The 24,912-nt window shown below is 62.4% G+C and carries 24 protein-coding genes; 14 read left to right on the forward strand and 10 right to left on the reverse strand.

Annotated elements, in window-relative coordinates:
• The first annotated feature begins 49 nt into the window (after nt 1-49).
• The 3 genes from AC1D08_RS12015 to AC1D08_RS12025 all read left to right on the forward strand — a co-directional run bounded on the left by AC1D08_RS12015 (nt 50) and on the right by AC1D08_RS12025 (nt 2,160).
• Nucleotides 50-775, forward strand: coding sequence for an SDR family NAD(P)-dependent oxidoreductase (locus AC1D08_RS12015; protein ID WP_457152335.1), 726 nt, complete (start codon nt 50-52; stop codon nt 773-775).
• Nucleotides 769-1,254 carry a RidA family protein gene (locus AC1D08_RS12020; protein ID WP_457152334.1) on the forward strand — a complete coding sequence of 162 codons (486 nt, stop codon included), beginning with the start codon at nt 769-771 and terminating at the stop codon, nt 1,252-1,254. Before AC1D08_RS12015 ends, AC1D08_RS12020 begins: the two co-directional genes overlap by 7 nt.
• A gap of 138 nt (nt 1,255-1,392) precedes the next feature.
• Nucleotides 1,393-2,160, forward strand: a complete 768-nt coding sequence (locus AC1D08_RS12025) for an alpha/beta fold hydrolase (RefSeq protein ID WP_457152333.1) — start codon at nt 1,393-1,395, stop codon at nt 2,158-2,160.
• Nucleotides 2,161-2,367: 207 nt separating this feature from the next.
• Here AC1D08_RS12025 and AC1D08_RS12030 read toward each other — a convergent pair whose 3' ends face one another.
• Complete coding sequence (locus AC1D08_RS12030) at nt 2,368-3,714, reverse strand: VpsF family polysaccharide biosynthesis protein (RefSeq protein ID WP_477423174.1); 1,347 nt, start codon at nt 3,712-3,714, stop codon at nt 2,368-2,370.
• 1 nt (nt 3,715) lies between these two features.
• The gene (locus tag AC1D08_RS12035; protein WP_477423176.1) at nt 3,716-5,770 is read right to left on the reverse strand and encodes a GumC family protein; all 2,055 of its coding nucleotides are present in this window, start codon (nt 5,768-5,770) and stop codon (nt 3,716-3,718) included.
• Nucleotides 5,771-6,085: 315 nt separating this feature from the next.
• Between AC1D08_RS12035 and AC1D08_RS12040 the strand changes: the two genes are divergently transcribed.
• The 3 genes from AC1D08_RS12040 (at nt 6,086) to AC1D08_RS12050 (ending at nt 9,202) form a co-directional block, all read left to right on the forward strand.
• Nucleotides 6,086-7,585 carry a glucosamine inositolphosphorylceramide transferase family protein gene (locus tag AC1D08_RS12040; protein ID WP_457152330.1) on the forward strand — a complete coding sequence of 500 codons (1,500 nt, stop codon included), beginning with the start codon at nt 6,086-6,088 and terminating at the stop codon, nt 7,583-7,585.
• Between the two features lie 94 nt (nt 7,586-7,679).
• Nucleotides 7,680-8,900, forward strand: a complete 1,221-nt coding sequence (locus tag AC1D08_RS12045) for an FAD-dependent oxidoreductase (protein WP_457152329.1) — start codon at nt 7,680-7,682, stop codon at nt 8,898-8,900.
• Between the two features lie 92 nt (nt 8,901-8,992).
• Complete coding sequence (locus AC1D08_RS12050; protein ID WP_457152328.1) at nt 8,993-9,202, forward strand: hypothetical protein; 210 nt, start codon at nt 8,993-8,995, stop codon at nt 9,200-9,202.
• Nucleotides 9,203-9,272: 70 nt separating this feature from the next.
• Here the strand turns inward: AC1D08_RS12050 and AC1D08_RS12055 are convergent, their stop codons facing one another.
• Nucleotides 9,273-10,352, reverse strand: a complete 1,080-nt coding sequence (locus tag AC1D08_RS12055) for a LacI family DNA-binding transcriptional regulator (protein WP_457152327.1) — start codon at nt 10,350-10,352, stop codon at nt 9,273-9,275.
• Nucleotides 10,353-10,544: 192 nt separating this feature from the next.
• On the opposite strand from AC1D08_RS12055, the gene AC1D08_RS12060 reads away from it, so the two are divergent.
• Complete coding sequence (locus AC1D08_RS12060) at nt 10,545-11,576, forward strand: hydroxyacid dehydrogenase (RefSeq protein WP_457152326.1); 1,032 nt, start codon at nt 10,545-10,547, stop codon at nt 11,574-11,576.
• 99 nt (nt 11,577-11,675) lie between these two features.
• On the opposite strand, the gene AC1D08_RS12065 is transcribed toward AC1D08_RS12060, so the two are convergent.
• Complete coding sequence (locus AC1D08_RS12065; RefSeq protein WP_457152325.1) at nt 11,676-11,891, reverse strand: hypothetical protein; 216 nt, start codon at nt 11,889-11,891, stop codon at nt 11,676-11,678.
• Nucleotides 11,892-12,322: 431 nt separating this feature from the next.
• Between AC1D08_RS12065 and AC1D08_RS12070 the strand changes: the two genes are divergently transcribed.
• Nucleotides 12,323-13,048, forward strand: coding sequence for a Crp/Fnr family transcriptional regulator (locus tag AC1D08_RS12070; RefSeq protein WP_457153402.1), 726 nt, complete (start codon nt 12,323-12,325; stop codon nt 13,046-13,048).
• Here AC1D08_RS12070 and AC1D08_RS12075 read toward each other — a convergent pair whose 3' ends face one another.
• Entirely contained in the window at nt 13,049-13,408 is a 360-nt protein-coding gene (locus AC1D08_RS12075; RefSeq protein WP_477423178.1) for a hypothetical protein, read from the reverse strand.
• Between the two features lie 168 nt (nt 13,409-13,576).
• On the opposite strand from AC1D08_RS12075, the gene AC1D08_RS12080 reads away from it, so the two are divergent.
• Nucleotides 13,577-14,317 carry an XRE family transcriptional regulator gene (locus tag AC1D08_RS12080; protein WP_477423180.1) on the forward strand — a complete coding sequence of 247 codons (741 nt, stop codon included), beginning with the start codon at nt 13,577-13,579 and terminating at the stop codon, nt 14,315-14,317.
• A gap of 179 nt (nt 14,318-14,496) precedes the next feature.
• Nucleotides 14,497-16,548 (forward strand): acyltransferase family protein, encoded by a 2,052-nt coding sequence (locus AC1D08_RS12085; protein ID WP_457153399.1) that lies wholly within the window; start codon nt 14,497-14,499, stop codon nt 16,546-16,548.
• Nucleotides 16,549-16,822: 274 nt separating this feature from the next.
• Here the strand turns inward: AC1D08_RS12085 and AC1D08_RS12090 are convergent, their stop codons facing one another.
• The gene (locus AC1D08_RS12090) at nt 16,823-17,572 is read right to left on the reverse strand and encodes an SDR family NAD(P)-dependent oxidoreductase (RefSeq protein WP_457153398.1); all 750 of its coding nucleotides are present in this window, start codon (nt 17,570-17,572) and stop codon (nt 16,823-16,825) included.
• Between the two features lie 131 nt (nt 17,573-17,703).
• Here AC1D08_RS12090 and AC1D08_RS12095 point away from each other — a divergent pair, with 131 nt between their 5' ends.
• The gene (locus AC1D08_RS12095; protein WP_457153397.1) at nt 17,704-18,597 is read left to right on the forward strand and encodes a LysR family transcriptional regulator; all 894 of its coding nucleotides are present in this window, start codon (nt 17,704-17,706) and stop codon (nt 18,595-18,597) included.
• 64 nt (nt 18,598-18,661) lie between these two features.
• Here AC1D08_RS12095 and AC1D08_RS12100 read toward each other — a convergent pair whose 3' ends face one another.
• Nucleotides 18,662-19,477 carry an HNH endonuclease gene (locus AC1D08_RS12100; protein WP_477423183.1) on the reverse strand — a complete coding sequence of 272 codons (816 nt, stop codon included), beginning with the start codon at nt 19,475-19,477 and terminating at the stop codon, nt 18,662-18,664.
• A gap of 271 nt (nt 19,478-19,748) precedes the next feature.
• On the reverse strand, nt 19,749-21,311 hold the full coding sequence (locus AC1D08_RS12105) for a P-loop ATPase, Sll1717 family (protein WP_477423185.1): 1,563 nt from the start codon (nt 21,309-21,311) through the stop codon (nt 19,749-19,751).
• 412 nt (nt 21,312-21,723) lie between these two features.
• Here AC1D08_RS12105 and AC1D08_RS12110 point away from each other — a divergent pair, with 412 nt between their 5' ends.
• Complete coding sequence (locus tag AC1D08_RS12110) at nt 21,724-22,035, forward strand: hypothetical protein (protein WP_457155411.1); 312 nt, start codon at nt 21,724-21,726, stop codon at nt 22,033-22,035.
• A 49-nt stretch (nt 22,036-22,084) separates the two neighbouring features.
• Here the strand turns inward: AC1D08_RS12110 and AC1D08_RS12115 are convergent, their stop codons facing one another.
• Nucleotides 22,085-22,687 carry a DUF6456 domain-containing protein gene (locus AC1D08_RS12115; RefSeq protein ID WP_457155412.1) on the reverse strand — a complete coding sequence of 201 codons (603 nt, stop codon included), beginning with the start codon at nt 22,685-22,687 and terminating at the stop codon, nt 22,085-22,087.
• A gap of 429 nt (nt 22,688-23,116) precedes the next feature.
• On the opposite strand from AC1D08_RS12115, the gene AC1D08_RS12120 reads away from it, so the two are divergent.
• Nucleotides 23,117-23,398 (forward strand): DUF982 domain-containing protein, encoded by a 282-nt coding sequence (locus tag AC1D08_RS12120; protein WP_457150559.1) that lies wholly within the window; start codon nt 23,117-23,119, stop codon nt 23,396-23,398.
• Nucleotides 23,399-23,521: 123 nt separating this feature from the next.
• The gene (locus AC1D08_RS12125; RefSeq protein WP_457150586.1) at nt 23,522-23,830 is read left to right on the forward strand and encodes a DUF982 domain-containing protein; all 309 of its coding nucleotides are present in this window, start codon (nt 23,522-23,524) and stop codon (nt 23,828-23,830) included.
• Nucleotides 23,831-23,961: 131 nt separating this feature from the next.
• On the opposite strand, the gene AC1D08_RS12130 is transcribed toward AC1D08_RS12125, so the two are convergent.
• Nucleotides 23,962-24,645 (reverse strand): GcrA cell cycle regulator, encoded by a 684-nt coding sequence (locus AC1D08_RS12130; RefSeq protein WP_457150560.1) that lies wholly within the window; start codon nt 24,643-24,645, stop codon nt 23,962-23,964.
• Nucleotides 24,646-24,912 lie beyond the last annotated feature (267 nt).

The raw sequence follows: 24,912 nt of genomic DNA on the forward strand, positions 1-24,912 counted from the left end.
ATTAGGGCAATCCAGCAGCACTGACGCTGCCCACCCTTTGGAGATGAAAATGCAGACGCGGAAAACGGCCGTAATCACAGGGGCTTCTCAGGGCATCGGTGCCGGCCTCACCAACAGCTTTCTCGAAAGGGGCTACAACGTCGTAGCGACCTCGCGGCAGGTCAGCCGGTCGACGGAGCTGAACGCATCCGACCGCCTGGCCCGCGTCGATGGCGACATCGCCGACCCGGATACCGCCAAGACCGTCGTCGAAGCCGCGCTTGCGCGATTCGGTTCGATCGACGCCCTGGTCAACAATGCCGGCATCTTCTTCACCAAGCCCTTCGTCGACTACACGGTCGAAGACTACCGTCGCCTCGCGGCAACGAATCTCGAAGGATTTCTGCACCTCACGCAGCGCGTCGTGCGGCAGATGCTGGCGCAGAAGCGTGGTGGTAGCATCGTCAGCATCACGACACCCCTGGTGGATCGCCCGATCGCCGGTGTGAATGCATCGGTCGCCATGCTGACCAAGGGAGGCATCGAAGCCATGTCGAAGAACATCGCCATGGAATATGCAAAGGAGCAGATCCGTGCCAACACGGTCGCCCCCGGCGTTGTCGACACGCCGTTGCACAAAGACAACCCGAAGGACTTTCTGAACACGCTCTCGCCCATGCACAGCATCTCCGGCGTCCAAGAAATTGCCGATGCGGTGCTCTTCTTGACAGAGGCGCCGCGCATAACCGGGGAGGTGCTGCACGTCGACGGCGGCGCACATCTGGGAAGATGGTGACCTCGATGAGCACGCAAGCCAGTGCAGACCAGCGGCTGAGCGATCTCGGCATCGCGCTCCCTCCGCCGCCCACCCCCTTCGGCGCCTATGTCGAAACCGTGAAGATCGGCAATCTGCTCTATCTGAGCGGCATGCTGCCGGTCGTCGGGCGCGAGCCGCAATATGTCGGACGCGTCGGTGGCGCGCTCTCAGCGGAGGACGGGAGAGAGGCCGCGGAGATTGCTTGTCTTAGCGCCTTATCCGCGGCCAAGGCGCATCTCGGCTCGCTCGCCAAGATAATCGGCGTGGCGAAGCTCGGCGTCTATATCGCGACGGAGGGCGACTTCCGGGACCATCCGAAAGTCGCCGACGGAGCGTCCGAACTCCTCGTCAAGGTGTTCGGCACCGGGATGCTCTCGGGCCGCGTCGTTCTTGGCGTCGCCAGCCTGCCCCTTGGCATGCCGGTCGAAGTCGAGCTCGTCTTTGAAATCGCGGCGTAGGCGAGCAAGGCAGTGCTTTGCAACACATGGAGGGGATTCTCGGCCTCTATGCCTACGCGAGCGAATTCCTCGGCGCGAACCACCAACTTCCGACCTAAACAACGTCCTCAACCCCTTGAAACACCACAGGAGCCTCTCATGTCCACACTACGAAAGAACTTTGTCATTGCCCTCATGGTTGCCTTGAGTGGCACCATGGCTCGCGCTGATGCAAAGCCGGCCGCGAAAGATATCGTCATTGTCCACGGCGCCCTGGTGGATGGCTCAGGCTGGCGAGCCGTCTACGACATCCTGTCCAAGGATGGGTTCCATGTCACTGTCGTGCAGGAGCCGCTCACTGGTCTCGCCGAGGACGTTGAGGCCACCAAGCGCGTCATTGATCAGCAGACGGGGCCCATCGTCCTGGTCGGTCACAGCTATGCCGGTTCGGTGATCACGGAGGCAGGCGCCGATCCGAAGGTCAGTGCGCTCGTCTATGTGGCCGCACTCCAGCCCGATGTAGGGGAAGCCAGCGGGCAGCTTCTGTCCAAGTTCGCCGCGCCAAGCGACGCCATGCGGGCCACCCCGGCCGCCACGGCCACCACGGGCAAGTATTTCTTCATGCAGCCGGCGCTGTTCGCTGCGACCTATGCCCAGGACGTCCCGGCAGCGGACGCTCAATTCCTGGCCGATTCACAGCAGCAGCTCGCGGAGAAAGCTCTGGGAGCGCCGGTCTCCGTTGCCGCATGGCGAACCAAGCCCAGCTTTGCGATCCTGACCACCAAGGATCATGTCGTGAGTCCAGAGCTTCAACGCTGGATGTATCAACGCTCGGGCGCGAAGGTGACTGAAGTGGCCGCAAGCCACGCTGTCTTCATCTCTCAGCCGGCTGCGGTCGCTCGCGTGATCGAGGCTGCCGCAAAGTAGACGAAATCGACCTAGGAACATTGAGCTCGTCGCCCGATCCGCCTTGGGGCGCACATACTATCAGCCGGCTGAAGTTCCCGGTCAGGCTCGACGTCCGCTTTCTCGCATTTGTCACCTGGAGCTGTCCGTCCGCTTCCGGCCCATCTCGGCCATTGGCGGCAGCCAGTTGACTGAGCGTTGTGAAACGGCTTTCCGCCCGCAATTGCATCAAGAAGATGTGGAGCGGTTCTGCGTTTCCGCGAGAGGACGAACCCCGCCGACCGGCCTGATCACCGACCGCGCCGGCCGGTAAAGGGCAAGGCACAGCACCGCGACCTTGGTGAGCAGCGTGGTCTTGGAGGAGATGCTTTCCGAGGTGTTGAGAAGGATGAGCCAGCCCACCACCGGCAGCCACACGCCAGGATGGCAGCGCCGCGCCACCTCATGCATGAACAGCCCGAAGCTGGACATCATCAAAAGGGTGAAGAAGGCGCCCTGGTAGACCGTCATGCGCACGAATGGGTTCTCGATACCCCATTCGAGGCCGTTGATCCGGCGCAGGCTCTCGACGAGATCGACACTCGGCCCGACAATCACATCGCGCAGTTCCAGATAGTTGAAGATCTCGAACATCTCGACGCGGGCATTGGCACTGCCGCCATCCGAAACGAAACGGCCGAGCAGCGCATCGAAAAAGCCCTGCGAGGCCAATACGGCGATGGCAACCGGCAGCAGCGCGGCCAGCATCATCGCCAATGCGGCGCCGAGCAGGTTGACGCGTCCCGTGCGCAATTTGCGAAAGCCGTGGAAAAGCACGTAGCTGCCGCCCAGCAGGATGGTCACCACCATCGCCGACCGGCCGCCGAACGCGACGAGCGCCGCGCACTGCAGGCCGATCATCGCCAGCCGCAGCGGAGCCGGCAGCGATCTTGAACCGCTCAAAAGGGCAAGCACGTAGACAGACGTCACCGTGGCATTGACCAGCGGATGCCCCTGCAGCGCGCTCGAACGCGGATCGGTGGCAAACACCTCGCCATCGAAACGATAGGGGAACACCAGTGTCTTGGTGGCGAATTCGACTAGGGCGAGCAACCCATTGACCGTCATGACCGCATGAATGACGGTGGGCAGCCGGGCGAACGTCCATTCGTCATCCTCGCCGAGCATGAGCACCAGCAGCCCGGAAGCCACGAAAGTGTCGATCATGCCGGCCATGCCTGGACGTTGCCGGACGATGACGACGACAAGGAGCACGACGGCGATGACACTCATCAGTGCGGTGGCGGGCCGCCTGTCGGCGACGTGGACGCAATAGCCGACCGGATTGCCGAATGTGCACGAACGCCAGGCAAACAGCAGAATGATGAGATAGGTGGAGGGATGTATCTTGGTCGCCGCGCTGCCTGACAGGCCGTCGTAATTGTAGCCCAGCAGCCACAACATGCCGCCCGAGACGGCGAACAGCACCAGCACGGCTGCGATCAGTCCAACCTGGGTCACCGCATCGACCGAGGTGCCGGCGCGGGGCGCGGCAGCGCCGAAATTCGAGGCTGTTCCGCTCCAGCCCGACGCCATGTCAGGCCACCTCGTCGACCAGCAATGCGCCTGTCGGCAACCGCCCCATGACGGAAATCGCCTGCATCGTCGCCGTCACATCACGCATCGGCGTGGCGTTCAGCCTGGCGACGAGCACGATCTCGTCGACCATGGCGACAAGCGGCGAGGCATTGAGATTCTCGGCGAGCGCACCACCATCGACGACAACGAGTTCGAAACTCCGGCTCGCCTGGGCCAGCATATGCTGCGCGAAGTAGACGCCGTGCGCTTCCTGGAAGATCGCCTTCGGCCGGCCCCTGCCCAGAAGGGCAACGTTGCTGCCCGGGGCGTAACGGCTGACGGCTTCAAACGCATATTCGCCGCGCAGCACATCGAGTATTCCGGGCTGCGGGTCCTTCTGGCCGTTGCTGGTGTTGGTATCGACGAACAGGACCCGGCTGCCCCTGGCCGCCGCGGCGTTGGCGAGCAGCCGTGCGATCCTGTTGCGTTGCTGGCCGTCTTCTGGCGGCGACGTCACCAGGATCGACGGCACCAGCGGCCAATCCGGCGGACGCCGGCCCGAACTGAACATGCGGCGGAGCGCAAGGCCGACGACGGCATCCGTCTTCTGGCTGGTCGCGACGGCCGCGCTGGTGCCGAAAGGCCACCAGCGCCGTCCCGCCTTCGCTCCCGCCGGCAGGATGCCAAGCACGGGGGCATCGATCGTGAATTGCATCTGGGCGCTGGAAAGCACCGTCGGCGAGGAGTATTCCGCAATCAGCGCCAGGCCGGTGCCCAGCCCCAATCCGCCGAACACGGCGCCGAACAAAAGCAGCCCCAGTGGCGGCCAGCTCTTTTTCTGGGCGGGCATGGCGTCCGAAATGACGCGAGCGTTGGTGCTGTCGACGTTGATCTGCTCGCGCGTTTCCTGAGCCCGCTGCAGGTAGGTTGCATAGACGGAACGCACCGCCTCGAGATCGCGCTGCAATTCACGCAGCCGCACCGATGCCTGGTCGGTGTCGAGCGATTTGTTCTTGAGGCTGGCGACTTTCGTTTCCAGCGCCTGCTGGTTGGCAACCGCCCGCTCGTAATCGGTCTCGGTGGCCGTCTGGATCCGGCCGAGTTCGCGCGCGATCAGCTGCCGCGTGTCACGCAGTTGCTGCAGCGCGGCAATCATCGACGGATGTCGCGGCCCCAGTTCGGTGCCAAGCTGCGAGACCTGGTCGACAAGTGTTGCTTCCTGCGACCGCAGGCTCGAAATCACCGACGAGCGCATCGCTTCCGAGGTTGCATCGGGTGTGCCGCTCTGCTTGCGCATCTGGTCGACCTGCGCCTTCAGCGTCGCGGTGCGGCTTTGCGCCGCCGAAAGCTGCGTGTTGAGCTCGGTCAGTTCTTGGTCGCTGACCAGATTGCCCGCCGCCATCACCATGTTGTTGGCGGACTTGTAGGCCTCGACGGCGTTCTCGGCCTGCTGAACGCGCTTGCGCTGTTCGTCCAGCCGCGCGGTGATCGCCTTCGACGCATCGGTGGCGGCTTGCGCGCGCGCGCTCGCCTGGTCTGCCAGATAGGCTTGTGCGATGGCGTTGGCCAGAAGTGCCGCCTTGTCGGGGCTCTTGGCGGTGACGATCACGTCGATGACCAGGACCTTGTCCGCCCGCTTCACCGCCAAGCGCCGGCGCAGGGCGTCGAGGGTTGCCACTGTCCGGTCGGTCGCGGCCGAACCGGAACCGAGGGCGCGCGACAGCATGCCCTGCCCGTTGAATTCCGGATCCTCGGTCAGTTTGGTCGCCGCGATCGCCCGCTGCAGCACGCCCGTCGACTGGACGACGCTGACCTGGCTTTCAACCTGTGTGATGCCGCCATCGGGCGCCAGCCCGCTCGGATTGATATCGTTGGTGACCACTTGCAGGTCTTGCGGATCGATGATGATTTCCGCCACGGAGCTGTACAGCGGGGGTGTGAGGAGGCCGTAGAGCAGGGTTGCGAGCGTCAGCAGCACGGTCGTGCCGATGATCCAGAGACGGCGGCGGACCAGAATGCGCTTCAGATCGCCAAGCTCGACGGTCGAAGGTGCGTATGATCCCGCTGATTCCACCGATCCTGCTTCCGGAAAGTATTGCTGAGGCACCATGGGCAGAGATGATAGCATAGCTGCCTCCTACAATACTCCATTTGCCTGCAAGACCAAATCGCGGGCATGAACCTAGCTATTACTCCAATTGTTAAAACATTATTAATTATGTTTGGAACCCGCATGAATTTTGGCACGGAGTTTGCTTAAGTAAACGTACTGGGGTGTTGACACCGCGCAACTGAACGAGAGACGGACGAAAATGGGGCAACACTTCAACCGGGCCGACACCAGTGTCCCATGTTCTGACGTCGGCCACGAAAATGCCAGGTGTTCAACATGCGGCTAAGCCTGCGCCTGGACGGCGATTGCGTCCGTGGCTTCCATGTCCTGCTCGCTCAACGCCTGGCCGCACTCGCGAATGTCGAGCTGTCCGTCGATGCCCGGCCGGCTGGCGGCGGTATCCCGCGCAGCGCCGAGGCCTTGTTCCAACTTGAAACAGCAATCCATGGCCTGCCCCGCGATGGGCTGGCAAAGCGCGTGCCGCGCTCGGCGCTCGCCCGCTACGGCGCGCCGCCCGCTTCGGTCGATCTGGTCGTCGACCTCTGCGGTGACGTTCAGCTCGAAGGCCCACGGATCTGGCACGTCACCTATGGCGGCGCCAGCGGCGAAGCGGCCCTGCTCGCCCTGATCCTCGCCGGCCAGACGCCAATCGCCCGCGTCGAGGAAAACGGGGCTGCGATTGCCGCCGGGCGCCTGGGAACCGAATATGGCGGTATCGCGCTGGCGTCCTTCCAGGACATGCTGGCGCGTACGGCAAGTCTGATCGTCGCTGCGATGTCAGGCGCAGCGTCGGCCGTGCCGGTTCTGCCCGAGCCGGCGCAGGCCGGTGCCCCGCCGCCGATGCCCTCGGCTTCCAAGCTTGGCGTCAGGGCGGCAAAGGCGCTGGCGCGGCGGATCGTCCAGAAGATCTACCATCTTTGCTACAACGCGCCGCACTGGAAGGTCGGCTGGCGCCAAACCAAGGGCCGGGATCTGTACGACCTGCGCGCCCATCCGGGATCGGGCTGGCAGGTGCTGCCGGACGATGGCAGCCGCTTCTACGCTGATCCGTTCCCGATCCTGTATCAGGGTCAGCTGACCCTGTTCGTCGAGGACTATATCCACCGGCTCGGCAAGGCCATCATCTCGGCTGTGCCGTTCGGTCCGGCCGGCCCGCTTGGCCGCCCTGAGCCGGTGCTGGAACTGCCCTACCATCTCTCCTACCCCTTCGTCTTCGAGCGCGACGGCGAGGTCTGGATGGTTCCGGAAAGCTGCGCCAACGGCACGGTCGATCTTTACCGGGCGACTGCCTTTCCCGGCGGCTGGGTCAAGGAGGCGACGCTGTTGTCCGGCGTCGTTGCCAGCGACGCCACCCTGGTCGAGCACGGCGGCAGCTGGTGGATGTTCGCCACGGTCCGGGACGGTGGAGGCGCCTTCTCCGACACGCTGCATCTATGGTCGGCGCCGGATTTTCGCGGCCCCTGGACGCCGCACCCGAACAATCCCGTGCTGATCGACATCGCCTCGGCGCGGCCGGCCGGCCGCATGGTGAAACGAGGCGATCAGTTGCTGCGCCCGGTGCAGGACTGTCGCAGGAGCTATGGCGCGGCTCTCGGCATCGCACGCATCTCTCACCTCGATTTGATCGGCATGGAGCAGGTTGTTGAGACGATCTTAAATCCAGGTGCGCTATGGGATGGGCGCAAGCTCCACACGCTCAACGAGGCGGGTGGTTTCGAGTTCATCGACGGCTCGGCGATTGCACCGCGCTGGAAGCAACGAGGCGGGCGGTATTAACCTAAACATTGGTTACTACCAGTCGCGCCTGCAAGTTGCTTGAGGTTGATTTGGGTCCGGACGTATTTTCCACCACAGATTGCAGAGCGGAAAGATGACCAGCAGAAAGGGCGGCGAAATGAGTATCGCAGAGGCTGGCCCAGCCGAAGTCGATGTGGCGATTGTCGGCGCCGGGCTGGCCGGAACCACCTTGGCAACGGTGCTTGGAAAAGCCGGGCGCAAGGTGGCGTTGATCGAGCCGCACCGCGTCCATCACGACGAGTTCAGGGCTGAGAAGATCGGCACGAAGCAGATGCAGCAGTTCGAGAGACTGGGCCTCGACGCGACGCTTCTGCCTCTCGTCACCCCGATGGACGAGGTCCACGTCTTTCGCCTCGGACAATTGTTCGCGCGTGAGATGCATCGCGAGTTTGGATTTTCCTATGGCGCGCTGATCAACGGCCTGCGCGACGCGCTGCCGCCGCAAGTTCCGTTGACGGTGGGCAAGGTCGCCGAGATCACCACCGGACCGGACAAGCAGCGGCTTGTGCTCGCCGACGGCTCCGTCATCGACGCGCGGCTTCTGGTGGTGGCCACCGGCTACAGTGAAGCGGTGCGGCGCGCCATCGGCGTTAACCGCATAGAAGAATCCAAGGCATTTTCGCTGTCGATCGGCTTCGATCTCGCCATCGCGCCGCGTGACTTCGCCTATCAGTCCGTCACCTGCTACGCCAAACGGGCCGGGGACCGTGTCGCCTACATCAGCGTCTTTCCGATCGGCAACAAGATGCGGGCGAACATGTTCGTCTACCGGCTGGTGGCCGAGCCGTGGACAAGGGCGTTTCGCCAGGACCCGCAAAAGATGCTTTGCGAGCTGATGCCCGAAATATCAGCGCAATGCGGGAACTTCGAGATGGCAGGCCCTGTCGAGGTCAGGCAGATCAATCTGACCACGACGCAAGGCCATCGCCGCGATGGTGTCGTCTTCATCGGCGACGCCTTCTGGACCACATGCCCGACACCGGGCGTCGGCATCGAGCGGGTGATGACCGATGTCGATCGGCTCCATTCGGTTCACATTCCGCGCTGGCTCGAAACTCCAGGCATGGCGGCGGACAAGATCTGCGCGTTCTATGACGACCCGGTCAAAATCGCCTCCGATGAGAACGGCATGCGGGTGAGCTACTATGCCAAGGAGATCACCACCGGCACAGGGCTGGAATGGCGCATCCGCCGCCTGCGCAACAACACTGCGCGCCAGCTGATGATCGTCGGCCGCAAGATACGGCATTTGGGCCTGCGGCGGGCAAATGCCGTCGCCGGCGAAGCGTCATAGAACACCCCGCCCGCATCACCCCGGCCTTGCATGCTTCGCGCGCGTACGCGCAGGAGGCGGGAACGATATCGCCCGTCAGGTGTTAGAAACTTATGACAAACACCATGGAACCCCACGGTCACGGGATGGTGGCCGATATTTTGGCCTTGGAAGTTGCCAATGCCAGGCAGCGCATCAACCGGACCGAGCTCGCGATTCAACGCACAGAAGAAATGCTGGCCGAGAACATCGCGCTGCAACGGCGTCTGGTCGAGGCCGCGGAGCGCCTAGTGAAGATTTCCGGTGCAACGGCGCCGCTGTAGCCGGTAGCGGCGATCGCCTTCCATGCAGGCCGCCAGGGCCAGGTGCAGCGCAACTGCCTGCCAACACTGGCTATTGTCGGTTTCCTCCCCGGGAACGCAGGCTGTTGTCTGGCGAGCCAACGGATTCCCGCATGAAAACCTGGCAAGGCTCGAGCCGTGCTCTCGGCGGCCCCTCCCCGCCTTCAATCCTGGCAAACAGTGCGTCCATGGCGTGGCCGGCGATCTGGCGCACCGGCTGCACCACGGCGGCGATGGCCGGCCATGTTACCTGCATCCACTCGGCGTCGTCGAAGCCGACCAGCGAAATGTCGTTGGGGCAATGCCAGCCACGCCGGCGGAACTCGGACAGCGCCACCAGCGTGCCCTTGAGGAACAGCGAATAGACGGCACTCGGACGTTGGCCCCCGCCCCCACCTTCGCCTTGATCGAAATAGTCGCGCAATTGCGCCCGCAGCGGTTCGACATCGCTCTCGGCAAGCACGACGTCGATGCGCACATCCGGCGCCAGCGCCAACGCGGTGCCGCGAAAGCCGTCGAGGCGGGCGTGCATCGTGGCTGCCTGTTCGCCAAGGCCGACAACCAGGATATGGCGGTGGCCCTTGCCGATCAGTTCGCGCGCCACCTCGGCACTGGCCGCCGCACTGTCAGCCGACACGGTGTCGAAGGCGTCGTCCGACAGCACTCGGTCGATCAGCACGCCGGTCATGCCGTTGGCCTTCATGAACCCGGCCGCCGGGCCGTGCTCGTTGCGCACCGGCGCCAGCACGACGCCGGCCACCCTCCAGTCATGCATGCGTTCGAGGATTTCTTTTTCGCGCACCTCTGATTCACGGCTCGATGCGGCCACCAGCGTATAGCCGCGCTGCTCGGCCAGGCTTTCGAGCTGGGTGACCATCTGGCCAAAAAACTCGCTCTCGAACTCGGGCATGATGGCACCGATGATGCGGCGCTTGGCCCGCCGCATGTCGGAGGCCAGCGGATCGACGCGGTAGCCCAAAAGCTCGACGGCATCGAAGACACGCTGGGCATTCTCGGGCTTCACCGTGGTGACGCCGGCCATGACCTTGGAGACGGTGGCTGCCGACACGCCGGCATGGCTTGCCACGTCGTGGATCGACGGACGCCGCCGCTGGCCCTGCCTATGCGCCATTGGTCCTCCTCACGAGGCGCGGACGTCAGCATTTTTCGTCCGCCACCAATCGAGTAAATCGATTTTTCGCGATTGTAAATCGTTTAATCGGAGGTATTTTGTCTCCGTGCGTGTCGCAAAAGTGTGCAACGGGATTAACGACATGTGCAAACTAAAAATGTGCGATGAGGTTCGCGCCCGGAGGAGATTGCCATGTCAGACAGCACCTTGCCGCTGGTCATCAGCGCGCCGGAACCGCGCACGCTCGACCTCATCTTCACGCCCCCGCAGTTGGCACGCTTTCGGAAAACATACCGTATCGTCGAGGCGACGCCCGATGGCGTCGCAAAATTGCCGGCCGATGTGCTGGCCGAAGCCCGCTACATCGTCGGCCAGCCGCCGATCGCGCCTGAAACGCTGGACAAGATGAAGGCACTGCGCTGCGTCTTCAACGTCGAGACCAACCTGATCAACAATATGCCCTACGAGACGCTGTTTGCGCGCGGCATCCATGTCGTCACCACCGGACTGGTCTTCGCCGAGCCGGTGGCCGAGCTTGGCCTTGCCATGGCGCTCAACCTTGCCCGCGACATCGTCGACGCCGACCTCGCCTTTCGCCAGGGCAAGGAGCTGTGGGGCGGCGACGGCAACCGGACAGCCAGGTTGCTGTCGGGGGCCGATGTCGGCATCGTCGGTTTCGGCGATCTCGGCCGCGCGCTAAACCGGCTGCTGTCGGGCTTCCGCACCCGCACAAAAGTATTCGATCCCTGGCTGCCGCCGTCGATCCTGATCGACAACGGCGTCGAGCCGGCCTCGCTCGACGAGGTGCTGTCGCAGAGCGACTTCGTCTTCGTTGTCGCTTCGGTGACCAGCGAGAACCAGGGATTTCTCGGCGCCGATGCCTTTGCCAGCATGCGCGAGGGCGCGGCCTTCATCCTGCTCAGCCGCGCCGGTGTCGTCGATTTTCCCGCCCTGATGGCGGCGGTGAAAAGTGGCCACATCGTCGCCGCCAGTGATGTCTTTCCGGAAGAACCGCTGGCGCAAAGCCATCCGGTTCGTGCCCTGCCCGGTTTCCTGCGCTCGGCACACCGCGCCGGCGCGCTCGACATCGCGTTCAAGCGCATGGGCGACATGGTGCTGGAGGACATGGACCTGATCGACCGCGGCCTGCCGCCGCTACGCTCCAAGCGCGCCGAGCGAGAAACAGTGTCAAGGATGCGTTCGAAGCCGGTGGACAAGAACTGAAGCTGTCCGGGTTGGCGCGCTATTCGATCCGGAACGATCCCGGCCCTCTGGCCTCGCAACTCGATGCCCGGGTGTCCTAGGACATGACCCGGGCTTCGGTCACTGGCGGGTCCGCCTGAAACTCTCAAGCAACTCGGTTTCATTGCTGCAGCCATTCTCGAACAGCGAGAACACCGTGGCTGCGAGCCGCTGCACGTCCGGCTCCGATGACTTCGGGTCAAGTTTGCGATCGGAGCAGACCTGATCGAAGACGCGTTGGCACAGTTTCAGATCGGAAGGATAGAAGCCGGGATGGCGCTTATTGAGGCTCGACATGAGAAGCCCTCTCTCTTGGAGCAGCGGCCACTTGCCTGACGGTGTCCGCGCCGCCAACCGTAAAAATCGTACACTTTCCCGCCTGCAGAATAAAGACGCGAGTCATCAGCCACGCCTCGAAGGGATGACCAGACGTGACATGGCGCCTTTGTCGTTAGCCGGCGGATTTTATCGACCGTCGCTGTGATCCGGCATTCTCAAGGGATATGTCGGTTTTGTACCAAGACGTGTTTGGTACGTTTCCGACACTAACGTTCAGGCCGAACTTTGCGTATGCGAACATTGGTGGGGGTCGCCGTGCATCGAATTTCATACCGCATTCCTGGGTTTTTTCCTTCAAACGCCCTATATACGGGCGATCGTCGGCACGTTGATACGGGGCGCGGACGGCTGGGAGATCGGATGGCTCTTGCCCTGCATTGGGGCGTGCCATGACTGATCGGGGCAAAAACCATCAATATCGAAACCAACTATTGCGGCGCATGCCGGCGGATGACCTCGCGCTGCTCGAGCCCCATATGCAGCGGTGCGACCTGCCTTTGCGCCAGATACTGGTGAGCCCCAATATTCCAATCGAGGCCGTCTACTTCATCGAACGGGGCATCGGTTCGGTGGTCGCCAGCACGACCAGCGGCCACGAGGCCGAAGTGGGCTTCATCGGCTTCGAAGGCATGACGGGATCTTCGCTGGTGATGGGCGACGACCGTGCGGTGCATGCCTGCTATGTGCAGCTTGAAGGCGAGGCCATACGCATCGAAGCCGGCCCCTTTAACGCAGCACTTGCAGCAAGTGCGACCTTGCGGATGTTCCTGCTGCGCTTCGTCAACGCGCTCCAGACCCAGGCCGGTTGCACCGCACTCGTCAACGCAAGGCTGAAGCTCGAGGAGCGGCTGGCGCGGTGGCTGCTCATGTGCGACGACCGGGTGCCTGGCGAAACCCTGGCCATCACGCACGAATTCCTGGCCATCATGCTTGGCGTTCGGCGGCCAGGCGTCACCGTTGCCCTCCAGTTGCTGGAAGGCCGCGCGCTGATCCGTTCGCGCCGCGGCGAAATCGTCATCCGCGACCGCGCCGGATTGGAAGAACTCGCCAATGGCAGTTACGGCCAAGCCGAGGCCGAATATGTCAGGCTGCTCGGCGAGATCGATGCCGACTGATCAAGGGCGCCGCGCCGCCGGCTTGCCCGATGATGTCACTTTGCCGGGCCGTGTCGCACCGACTTCATAGTCATCCGCCGCCCTTTTCCGGCCAACCGGTTCATTTCTGCCAATTGGCAACCCGGCATGCTCCAGGCTTGCGAGCTTGCATTTCGTCTGTTCGGCCGCCGCCCCGATAAGGCAATCGATGGTGAACATGGCGCCGGCGTGATCGCTCGCGGCCACCGCCTGGCGTATCTTGCTCAATTGTGCTTGCGTATAGTCCAGAAGCTCGACCAGGCCGGTGTGATCCAAACCGCCCTCCATAACAGGATGTCGAGTGGCCGATCCAGGTCGCTCTTGGCACTGGATTACGCCCATTTGGCGGGCTTGCATAGCCAAACTGTCAAAACCGTACAGTCTTCGTGTCACCGGACCGGCCGCGCTATTGGCCCAAAGTCCCTCTTCGCGAAACCGTCGCCGCATGCGAGTTTGGCAAAATATAAGTTATCGCTTGAATAAGCATCCGTACGTCGCGGGGGCGATGTCGTGCCAATTCGCGAGAATCTCGCCGCCAATCTCAGGCGGCTGGTCCAACGCCACGCTTCCGTGAGTGCGGTGTGCCGTGAGCTTGGCATCAACCGCACCCAGTTCGAGCGTTATCTGCAAGGCCAGGCTATTCCGAACAAAGCCACCGCCAGGCTGATCTGCGGCTTCTTCAAGATCGACGAGAACGATCTTTATCGCGAGCCCGCTGCCGCGGCAGCCACCGACAGCCACGCATCGCTGCGCCAGAGACTGTATGAGACCATGGTGCATCCCCCCTCGCCGGCCATCGCCGGTGGCACCTATTTCACCTATTTTTCAGTTCCCGGCCGCCCCGACCTTTTGACGCGCTCGATCACCTTCGTGCAGCGTGAGACCGAGTTGGTCACCTTCAGGCGCGCGACGCGGTGGGCTCCAGACGACAGCCATGGCGGAGCACGGGCGCCCGACAACCACTACGGCGTGGTGATCTCGCGCCTGAACTGGATCTATTTCAGCGGCATCAACAGCCGCCAGACCGGCGAGCCGTCGATCGTAGCCGTGCAATGGGCCCCCATCTCTGAGCCGGTTCTGGTCGGCAGGGCCATTGTCCTGACTGGATCAGGGCCAGCCTTCGTTTCGGTCATCATGCGGCGGGACGTCACCAAGATCAGCCTGAGACAGGCAATGCGGATGGCCCACACTGTCAGCCTCGATGACCCCGGCGTCGATCCTCTGGTGGCAAGCCTCGCGCGCGAGGCTTGATGCACCAGATCCGGAGCGACTGACGGCGCGGCGCGGCCGGTGGGAGAGGACCTTCCTTTTCTTGCCATATTGCACTGCGAAAGATTTGTTGCATTGCGATGTCAACCTGCCCGGCCGACACTTGCGACGGGCTGGGACAAGCGGTGGGCCAAGAGGTGGGCTTGCACGAAGGAGCCGTCTTGGCAGCATCGTTCCGGCCGGACATACAGGGTTTGCGCGCGCTCGCCATCGGCGGCGTCGTCGCCTATCATTTCGGGCTCTCCGCCCTGCCGGGCGGCTTTGCCGGCGTCGACATCTTCTTCGTCATCTCCGGCTGGCTGATCACCACCCACCTCATGCAGGAGATCGGCGACACCGGCAGGCTCGACCTCTGGCGCTTCTATGCCAGGCGCGCGCGGCGCCTTTTGCCGGCGGCCCTGTTCGTCATCGTGGCGACGCTTGCGACCGGCTATTTCATCCTGTCGCCGCAGGAGCAGGCGCTTTATTCGCGCGGCGCCATGTTCGCCTCCGCCTACGCCATCAATCTGTGGCTGCTGCGCTGGTCGTTCGACTATTTCGCCGCTGACGCCACCAGCAATCCCTTCATCCACTTCTGGTCGCTGTCCGTGGAGGAGCAGTTCTACCTGGCCTGGCCGGCGCTGCTTCTGCTGGCGGCCTGGCTGCGTCCCGGCCGGCGAACGGCCGTGGCCGTGATCGGCGTCGCCGGCCTCGCCTCCTTCGTCGCCTGCGCCTGGCTGACCAGCGCGGCACCGGCATGGGCCTTCTATTTCTCGCCGCTGCGTGCCTGGGAGTTCGCCGCTGGCGGCCTTGCGACGCTGGTCCCAGTGACTTTCCTGCTGCATCGTCCGTGGCTGTGCGCTGCACTTGGCTCGATCGGCCTGGCGCTGATCGCGGCGGCCTATCTGTGGCTGAGCGAAGACCTGCCCTTTCCCGGCTACCTGGCGCTGCTGCCGGTTGCCGGCACGGTGCTGGTGCTGTTGGGCGGGGCTGGCGAGGAACGGGCTGGCATATGGACCAAGGGGCGGGCCAACAGGCGGAACAACTGGCAGACCTTTGGCCCGGCCGCAGCTCTGTCGCTGCCGCCCCTGCAATGGATTGGCGCGCTCTCCTATTCGCTCTATCTCTGGCACTGGCCGGTGATCGTCTATGCGCAGATGCTGGTGCCGGATCTCAGCGTGCCGCAGCGCCTCGGTTGCGGCGCGCTAGCCTTGGCGCTGTCGGTGTTCACCTATCGCCTGATCGAGAACCCCGGACGACGTGCCGGCTGGCTGACGGCAGGCGCCAGGGCTCCTTATTTCAGCGCAATCCCCGACGCAAAACCGCGTCTCACTTTTCCTGCAATAGCGCTGGCTCCCGCGCTTGCGCTGACGGGTGCCGGCGTGGCGGTGGCCTATGCCAATGCGCATCTGGCCCAGCGCAACATCGACCCCGAGCAGCGCGGCATCGAGCAGGCGGCTGAACAACCCTCCATCGTGCGCGCCGTCGACAAGAGCTGCCTGCTCGACTTCCACACGGTGACGCCCAAACCTTGCACGTTCGGCGCCGCCGATGCCGCCCACACCATCGTGCTGTTCGGAGATTCGCATGCCGACCACTGGTCGACGCCGCTGATCGAGGCGGCCAGGCGCAACGATACCAGGGTGGTCACCTATCTCAAATCATCGTGCCGCGCCTCGCGGCTCTCGACCTTCAACACCGTGCTGAAACGCGACTACACCGAATGCGACGCCTGGCGCGAGCAGGCGATATCGGACATCATCGCCCGCAAGCCGCGCCTGGTGGTGATCTCGGAATTTTCCATCGGCAATCTGACGCGCGACATGCCCGCCGCCAGCCGCACCGCCGAGACCGCGCGCTGGCAGGCTGGCCTGCGCTCGACCTTGCAGGCGTTCAGCCGGGCCGGCGTCGAGGCCGCGGTGATCCGCGACACGCCGATCAACGCAAGCTTCGCCGATTCCTGCGTGGCGCGCACACTGTGGTGGCGCGAGGCACCGTCGCCGCACTGCGACACGCCAAGGACCGAGGCCGCCAATGACGGCGCGGCCGCCACCGAGCGCGCCGTCGTGGCCAGCGTACCCGACACGCTCTATGTCGACCTCACCGACCATTTCTGCGGCCACACCTCTTGCCACGTCTTCATCGGCGGCAAGCTGGCCTTCCGCGACCGCCACCACCTCGCCACCGCCTTCGCCGAGACGCTGGAGCGGCCGCTGGAGAAGGCGTTGTTTTAAGTGATGGTGGCGCGGATCGCCTTTCTGTGAGGCCAGTGCTGCCCCTCATCCGCCTGCCGGCACCTTCTCCCCGTATAGTGACGGGGAGAAGGGAAATCGCCGCAACCTTCGTTCTTCGTTCTCACCGCTGACGATTGGCAAAACCATACACGACAGCGTCCTTCTCCCCGTCACTATACGGGGAGAAGTGCCCGGCAGGGCGATGAGGGGCAGCGCCTCGGAAGACAGTCGCGTGCGCCCTCGGCACCTCATCCTTCCGATCTCGCCCGCGCGCCTATCGCCACCCACCCGACGCCGTAATCCGCTCTCCCGTCAGCCAACCGGCCTCGTCGGACGCCAGAAACACCGCCACCCGCGCAATGTCGTCCGGCTGGCCGAAGCGGCCGAGCGGGGTGACCGCCACCAGCGCCTCCTCGTGTTCGCTGCCGACAATGCCGACGCGCTGCAGCCCTTCGGTGTCGACACCGCCTGGCGCGATCGCGTTGACGCGGATGTGGCGGGCGCCAAGCTCGCGCGACATCGACAGCGTGATCGAATCCACCGCCGCCTTGGTGGCGGCATAGACCAACGAATTGGGCTGCGGATTGGCACTGGCGACAGAGCTGATGTTGATGATGCTGCCGCCGGCCGGCCCGAAATGCCTCACCGCTTCCTGGATGGTCAGCACGACGCCCAGCACATTGGTGTCGAATTCGCGGTGGAACTCGGCCTCCGTCACCGCCTCCAGCGGCTCGAACTGGAACACGCCGGCATTGTTGACCAGGATGTCGACGCCGCCGAACGAGGACTTTGCCGCTTCGAACAGGCCGCGCACGTCAGCCGCTTGCGCGACATCGCCCTTCACCGCCACCGCCCGGCCGCCGGCATCCGCGATGGCGGTGACGACGCGCTCGGCCCCTTCCCGCGATGAGGCATAGTTGACCACGACAGCGGCGCCCGCCGTCGCCAGCCCCTTGGCGATAGCTGCTCCAATTCCCTTCGATGCGCCGGTGACGATGGCGACCTTGCCGTTCAGACTGCTCATCCATTCTCTCCTTGATCCTGACGATGAGCGGTATTTAAGTGCGCCTAAAAAGCGTATTAGCCTGACCTCAGGCCATTCTTTCTTGCCTGGAATTCCGCAATCAGCCCTTGTCGACATGGGACGTTGCCGCCATGACCACAATCCTCGAAAAGACCGCCGGCCTCGTCGCCTTCGTGCGCACGGTGGATGCCGGTTCGTTCCAGGCCGCCAGCCGGCTGATCGGCTCCAGCCCGTCGGCCGTGTCGAAGAGCGTGGCGAAGCTGGAGCGGAGGCTCGGCGCTAAACTCATCCAGCGCTCGACGCGCCGGCTGGGGCTGACCAGCGAAGGCATCGCGTATTATGAGCGCGTGGCGCCGCTGCTGCGGGCGCTCGACGATGCGCAGGACATCGTGCAGAGCACCGGCACGGCGCGCGGCCTGCTGCGTGTCACCGCCCCGGTCGAACTCGGCCGCGGCCTCATCGCTTCATGGGTGGAACTTTTTCTGGCAGAGCAACCGGAAGTGAAGCTGGAACTCAGCGTCACGGACCGCCACGCCGACCTGATCCGCGAGAACTATGACGTGGCGGTGCGCATGGGCACGCTGGCCGATGCCGGGCTCACGGCGCGACGCATCGCCAGCCTGCCGATCGTGCTCGTGGCCGCCCCCGCCTATCTCCAGCGTCGAGGCTCGCCAGCCTCGATCGCCGATCTGCGACACCACGATTTCGTCCGCTATGTCTCGGCAGGTCGCCCGCGCCCCATCACCTTCGCCGACGGTACCGAAATCGTGCCCGACGGCCGCTTCGACACCGACGACGGCGGCGCCATCCGCAACGCGGCACTTTCCGGCGCCGGCATCGCTCACCTCCTGCAAGTCGCCGTGCAAGACGACATCGACACCGCCCGACTCATGCGCGTCCTGCCAGATGTGCCGATGCCAACCATGCCGGTCCACATCGTACATGCCTTCGGCCGGCAACTGCCGGTGCGGGCGAGGCTGTTCGTGGAGTTTTTGGCGAGGCAGATGGGGAGGTTGGGAAGGTAGAAGCAAAGCTCCCTCATAGGGGAGAGTGCCGGCAGGCGGATGAGGGGCAGCGCGGTGTTGCGGATCAATGCACTCCAGCGAATTGTTCGCGATGATGGGCTAGGAACGCCGGATGTGGCATCAACCGCGAATCCTTCGGCCAGTGCAAACCTTGGGATTCTGGACGGAAGAGATTTCTCAATTCGCTCGGCACCCGGTTGTGAGCAACCAGCAGCTGATGGTTCTCATCTATGGAAATCAGATGCCGGTCGAACAGCCAGTGTACGGTAGCCGACAGCGCGATGCCGTTCTGAACAACGTCCGGGCCGCCGGCAGCGACCGGCTTGATGTGCGCCGCCTGAACCTCGGCCCTGCCGCCGCCATTGATCATCCGCAGGCCCGTGACGGCGCAGGTATCCTCGTAGGCACGGCAGACCTCCAGACGGAAGGTCGCGTCGCGGATTTTTCGGTTCAGCAAGATCTGTTCGACCCAACGATCCACCGTCTCGGCAAAACCGGGCTGTCCGGCAAAACCGGGCTTGGTCGGCAACGGAATATCGAACGGCAGCATATCGGGGTTGAGTCTCCTGGCGTTGGCAGGATCAAGCGTCTCGCTAAGGCCGGCCAGAACGATGTCGTCGAAATCCTCTTTCGGGATCGGGCGTATCGACTTACCTTGGACCGCCTGACCGACGTGGCTGGGGTCGAGAACCTCACGCAACACCGCCTCCGCATAGCGGCCATCCTTGATGAAAGGCACTGGCGTCGGAAATTCGAGATAGTCCGTCACATAGGCATAGTAACGGTCGGATCGTTCAGGATCGGGCGCAACTTCGGTTACGCGCGCATAAGCGATATATGCACGACGACCGCCATTGCGTTGCGGCTCGCGAAACAGCACCCAGTCGCCAATGGCGTTCCCGGCAGCCTCCTGGTAATTGCTGCGGGCGGGAAAATGATAGCGGCGAGTGATATCATCGTCATAGCCGGACCTCGGCTTTACATCGAAAACGGCTTTCACGCTTCCCCCAAGCTGCAAAATCTCAACCTAACAACGTTTGGCGCAGCGAGCGGCCGAAACCCCAAAACACGCAAGTCTAAGTCTTATCCATAAGGATCGAAAAAAGCACTCGTTTGGACAGCGGCCAAAAGAGTAAGACCAATTTCCGCAGCTAGACAGTCGCCAAAACTTTTCGGACAGATTGATGCAAGACGAAACGCTTTTCCAAAAGCGGTTCGGTACCCCCCCGTACGGCCCACACTTGTCTGTTTTTAGATACACCAGCCTCATCAATGTCGAAATGATTTCCAATCATTCCTATCCTAAACAGCAATTTTAACAAATTATCTGTACCGGATCGGTCAAGCATCAGCCTAGCGGCTTTATTTGTTGCTGCAATTTTACGCAAACGAATATCAAAATCGGCTCTCATAAATGCAAAGTGATTTCCCTTGAACAGAGACATTATGATCTCAGTTGCGGGCTCATCGTATGTGGCTGTAATTTCATCAACAAACTCCTCCAGCATATATGCACCATAAACATCTTCAGTATTTAGAAAATCCTCCTCCGTAAATCGCGTCCGTTCCCCCGCAATTCCTACTGCAGATATTATCCTGAGTAAAACTCCCCTCGGTCGATGGAGGCCAATATCCAATAGATAACGCTTTATCCCCTTACCTTTTACGGATACTGGAAAATACGTTTTCCAAACGTCTTCGGAATATTTCCCTACGCTCATGATCTCCGAATTTTGAATTTTATTTGAAAAGATGGTCAAGATAGGGTGAGTCTCAATATCCTCGTAGTACCAATTGATAGTTACTCCAAATGCGTTTACTATTTTATTTATTTCCTGAGTAGAGGCGCCAATAGAACTAAGTAATTCTGTCCTAACACTAGCGTACACGACAACGTCTAAGCCGCACGTCGTACAAAGAGTGTTTATGGTGTACGCAGCAAAAAGTAAATCTCTAACCATGCGACGATCTCGCTCGCCGTCGCCATCTTCACTCATAAAGAACTCTAGCTCATCAAAGTATAGCCGTATCGGGGAATCACCCTTAAGTTTAATTGAAGGAAGAGCATCTTGAACAAGCCTCACCAGGTCCAGTAAGGATATTTGGTCACCCTCAGCACGTCGGGCTTCTATCTCGGCACCCAATTCTGTTTTAAGCATGCCGACGTCAAAGGAAATCTTGACTTGACCTTTCACGCTGTTAATATACATCTTGTCATACAAGGTATTGAATTTATTCTTATCCGCCTCCAATATCATTGATATATCTCTATATATATCATGTCCTGACGATATGTTTCTTGGTGTAATTAGACGAAATAGATTCTTTAATATATACCATTCCCATATTGTCTTATAGTCTGCCTCTACCTTGAATTTCTTCTGATCCTCAACCACGACCATGTCGACCATTTTGTCGAGGCGATCCCTATCTTCTTTCCTAATATGAGATTTAAACAGAATTACTTTACTCTGATGATTCGCCGCACTTCGCTTCAAATGCCAAAGTAATGTAGTTTTTCCAGTACCCTTTGGGCCCGCGATAATGTATCTCGCCCCCGTATAAAGCTCCTGAAGCTTGACCCTTGGGGGGTTGACGAATGAGTTGTCAAGAACATTCGTTTCTAGTTTTTCTTGTTTCATATACTCATGAAGGCCGTCTCTCTCTCCAAAGTATATGTCGTCAATGTGAAGCGGCAGAACGCTGTGAGCCATCATGGTACCCCTTGACCTTTAAAGCCGACTATAACCAATTTCGCCAAAAGAACACCTTGAGTAACGTATTTTCTCACGTGAACGGCATCAAATCGAGAACCGGTGGCCGGCATCTTATGAATGTGCCTCATTGGTAACCTGCCGGGTTTTCGGATAAGGCGCGCCCTCGCTTTGTCATTGACGTGCCGTCACTCTGCAGCGGGACCCGTACCGGGAGGGCGGGGAATGCATGAGAGCCGCCGGCGCAGTGGACTAACTGCACCACAGCGGCCACGCCCCAATGGCAGCAGGAACGGCGGCCCAGGCATCTCGGGCCCCCAGTGCCCGCATTGCTCATCACATCTTTAAGAATCCGTGGAACGGAGCCGCGTCTCGACGGTTACATTAGCTCAACCTTGAGAAGGAGGTAGCCATGAAGAAGCTCCTGCTTGTTTCGGTTATCGCCATTGCTTCGGCGGCGGCGATGATCGCCCCCGCGGATGCCGGTAGTCGCTTCACGATCGGCATCGGCGGCTATGCCGACGACTATTACGGCGGCGGCTATTACAATGGTTATGGCGACTACGGCGATCGCTACGCCTATCGCCGCTACTACCAGGACGAGTCCTACGACAACGGCTACAGGCCGCGTTATTACCACCGGCACCACCGTTGCCACATCGAACTGGTCAAGCACTGGCGCCATCACCACAGGATCATCGAGGAAATCCGCGTCTGCGGATGACCTGATCCGGGAAGACTGATCCGACCGGCATTGCCGGTCGGGTCGCCTGTCACCGGACCCTTCTCCCCACCATCATCCCATAATGCACCGCCAGCAGGTCCAGCCCGACCTTCAAGAGCTTCGTCACCACATCCCGCCCCTCGCCGGTCTGTTCGGCCAGGCCCTTGATCGAGCCGCCGGCGCAGCAGACTTTCTGCACCACGACAGCCACCTCCCAATGGCAGAGCGCCCTGCTCGCGGCGGCGTGGGCGCGGCCGGCATCGAGCACGCTGTCGGCGATGCCGCCGCCGTGCCGACCGCCGTCGACGCGCTCGCTCCAGCGCATCGGCTTCACGCTCGCCTGCTGGCTGCAGCGGAAATCCTCGCGGTAGCGCAACCCGGCCTCGCGCTGCTGGCGCGACAGCGAGGTGATGCCCAGCAGCGGATCCACATTGCGCACCCGCACGATGCCGCCGGTGGAGGTGTAGCCGTCATTCGACACCTCGTAGACGCGGCCCGCTTCCAGCGTGCCCGCAGCCAGCCGCTTGCGACCGAAGTCATCGTCCTTCAGCGCGAAATCATGGCCGATCTCGCGGCGGATGCGCACCTGCTCGGCCTCGCCCTTTGGCAGTTTTGGTGCCTGCGGTCTTGCAGCTCTGGTTCTCTTGCTCACGGGAGGCTCCTGGTTGGGGTGTTGGGATTGGGTTGGGCCGTGCGGAACCTGGGTTCCTCGCCCCCGCAGAGCGGGGGAGAGGTGGCTCGGGCGAAGCCCGAGACGGAGAGGGGGCAGCGCGGGGGATCATGGTTGGTGCCCTATCCTCAACCGGCATTGACTGAGCGGAGGTTGCCCCCTCTCCGTCTCGGCTACGCCGAGCCACCTCTCCCCACTCCGTGGGGCGAGGAACCCAAGTTCTGACGCGCCGCCCCTCGCGGCGAGCGGCTCGCCGTTGGCGCGGCGTTTTGCGCTGCTCGATGCGGTGCTGCGCTCTGGAGGGGCAAAATCAAGCCTTGCCGAGACTGCGGCCATATCCGCGTCCGGACTAATGGAACCAGCGCGAACTTTCGACGTTATGTCGCGTCTATACCAACGGGAGGTTTGCGTATGACAGCTTTCATGCCGGTTACGCTGCGCTTTTGCGACAGCAGAACCATGTTGGTCGGCTCGGTGGCCGAGGCCGCCGACGCGCTCAGGCAGCAATGGCCAGACAAGACAGCACCTGGCTATGTCGAGGCGGCCAGGCTCGTCGCCTTGGCGGTGGACGGCACTTGCAGCCAGCGCATCGCCTTCGACGCCCTCACCAGGGCGGCTCGGCAACAGAACATATTGGTGGCCAGGCCAAGAAGCCGCGCCCATGCCTGGCTGGACGCCGTGGTCAGCCCGTGAGGGTTGTGAGTTTGGTGGGCAGGGCCGGACCGAAAATGTGATGCAACCGCCAGCCAGCGTGGCGCGTTGATAAGAGCGGGGTTTCCAGCCCCGCGCAGAGTGAAGGTGAACGCCGTGGGTACGATGAAGACCGGAGTGCCGCTCAAGGTGCGGATCGACGGACAGATCGAAGAGATCGACTGCGTCAACGACGCCGCCGACTTCCTGCAGCGCTGGCCGCTCGAGCGGCGCGGCCATGTCTACCGCAGCGCCCTCAACGCCTGCAGCGCTGCCATCGCAGCGCAGATTTCCGAATCCGACGCCATGAAAGTGTTCACCGGCTTTGCCAGGGTGGCCGACATCCTGGAGGCCGAAGGCGGACCGGCCATGACGCTCGAGACCAGGACCGTGCAAAGCCGCATGCCCAAGCAAGGCCGGCAGATACCGAAATAGGGCGACGAGGTTTCTTTCTCCCCGTTCACGGGGAGAAATGCCCGCCAGGGCAATGAGGGGCGACGCCAGCGCTTCGGTTGGATGCTTGAAGATCATATCTGTTTTCAATCCCGCCACCTCAGCGCCGCCCCTCATCCGCCTGCCGGCACCTTCCCCGTAAACGGGGGGAAGGAATACTCAGCCGCCTGCGCCTCAAAAACGCGGCGGCGAAAGCGGGCCTGGTGGTAGGGGCAATAGCTTTTCAGCGCCTTGGTGCGCATGCCGCAGCACAGCATGTCGGCGCCAGGCCGGCTGCCCGGCGCATCGTTTTCAGGATCTTCTTCCAGCGTCAGGTCCAGCGGCGCGCGGCAGCGGCCGAACAGGCAGTCGATGAAACGCATCGCCACGCCATGCGGCTGGCGGCCGAGGGCCGCACAAGGCGGCACCGGCATCTCCAGGCGATAGGCTTCGCCATCGGCGACCAGCACGCCCACTTCGCGCGCCGACAGGGGTTGCGGCAAGCGCTTCGGCCGGACCGGCGTGCCGGCGATGCCGGTGGCAAGCACGACGTCGATCGTGTCGGACACCTTGGCGATGCCCCCGCCCGTTCCGTTCGCCCGCTTGCTCGCCTTGCGTTTGCGGGCCGGCAGCCGCTTGCCATTGGCAAAGCCGATCGCACTCAGCATGGCGTTGCGGTGCACGATGCCGATGATGGCGTTGCGCGACACGCGCGCGCCGCGCAGCACTGTGAAAGCCGCCGCGATCTTCGAGGCGGAAAGCCCGCCCTTCAGCCAGCCGGCGATCACTTGCAATTCGGCGTCGGTATAGCTTGCCATCTCAAGGCTCCATCCAAAGTTCTGCCTTCGGCCGTGCGCCGTCGGGCAAGCGTCAGGGCTGGGCCCGGTTGCCTGGGCCGCAGTCAGGGTTGTCTGTTCGGAGGGCCGGCTGGCTCCGGCTTTAGCCTCAGCGGGAGCGGGCTCGCCGCCTGGCCGGTTCAGCGAGGCGCGAAAGCCGCGCCACGGCCGTTTTTCTGTCGGAGGCGGAAACCGCCCTGCCCGCCAGAGGATCGAACAGGATGACGGTGCCATCCTGCGTGCGGATGC

Source organism: Mesorhizobium sp. P2_E6 (assembly GCF_056403835.1).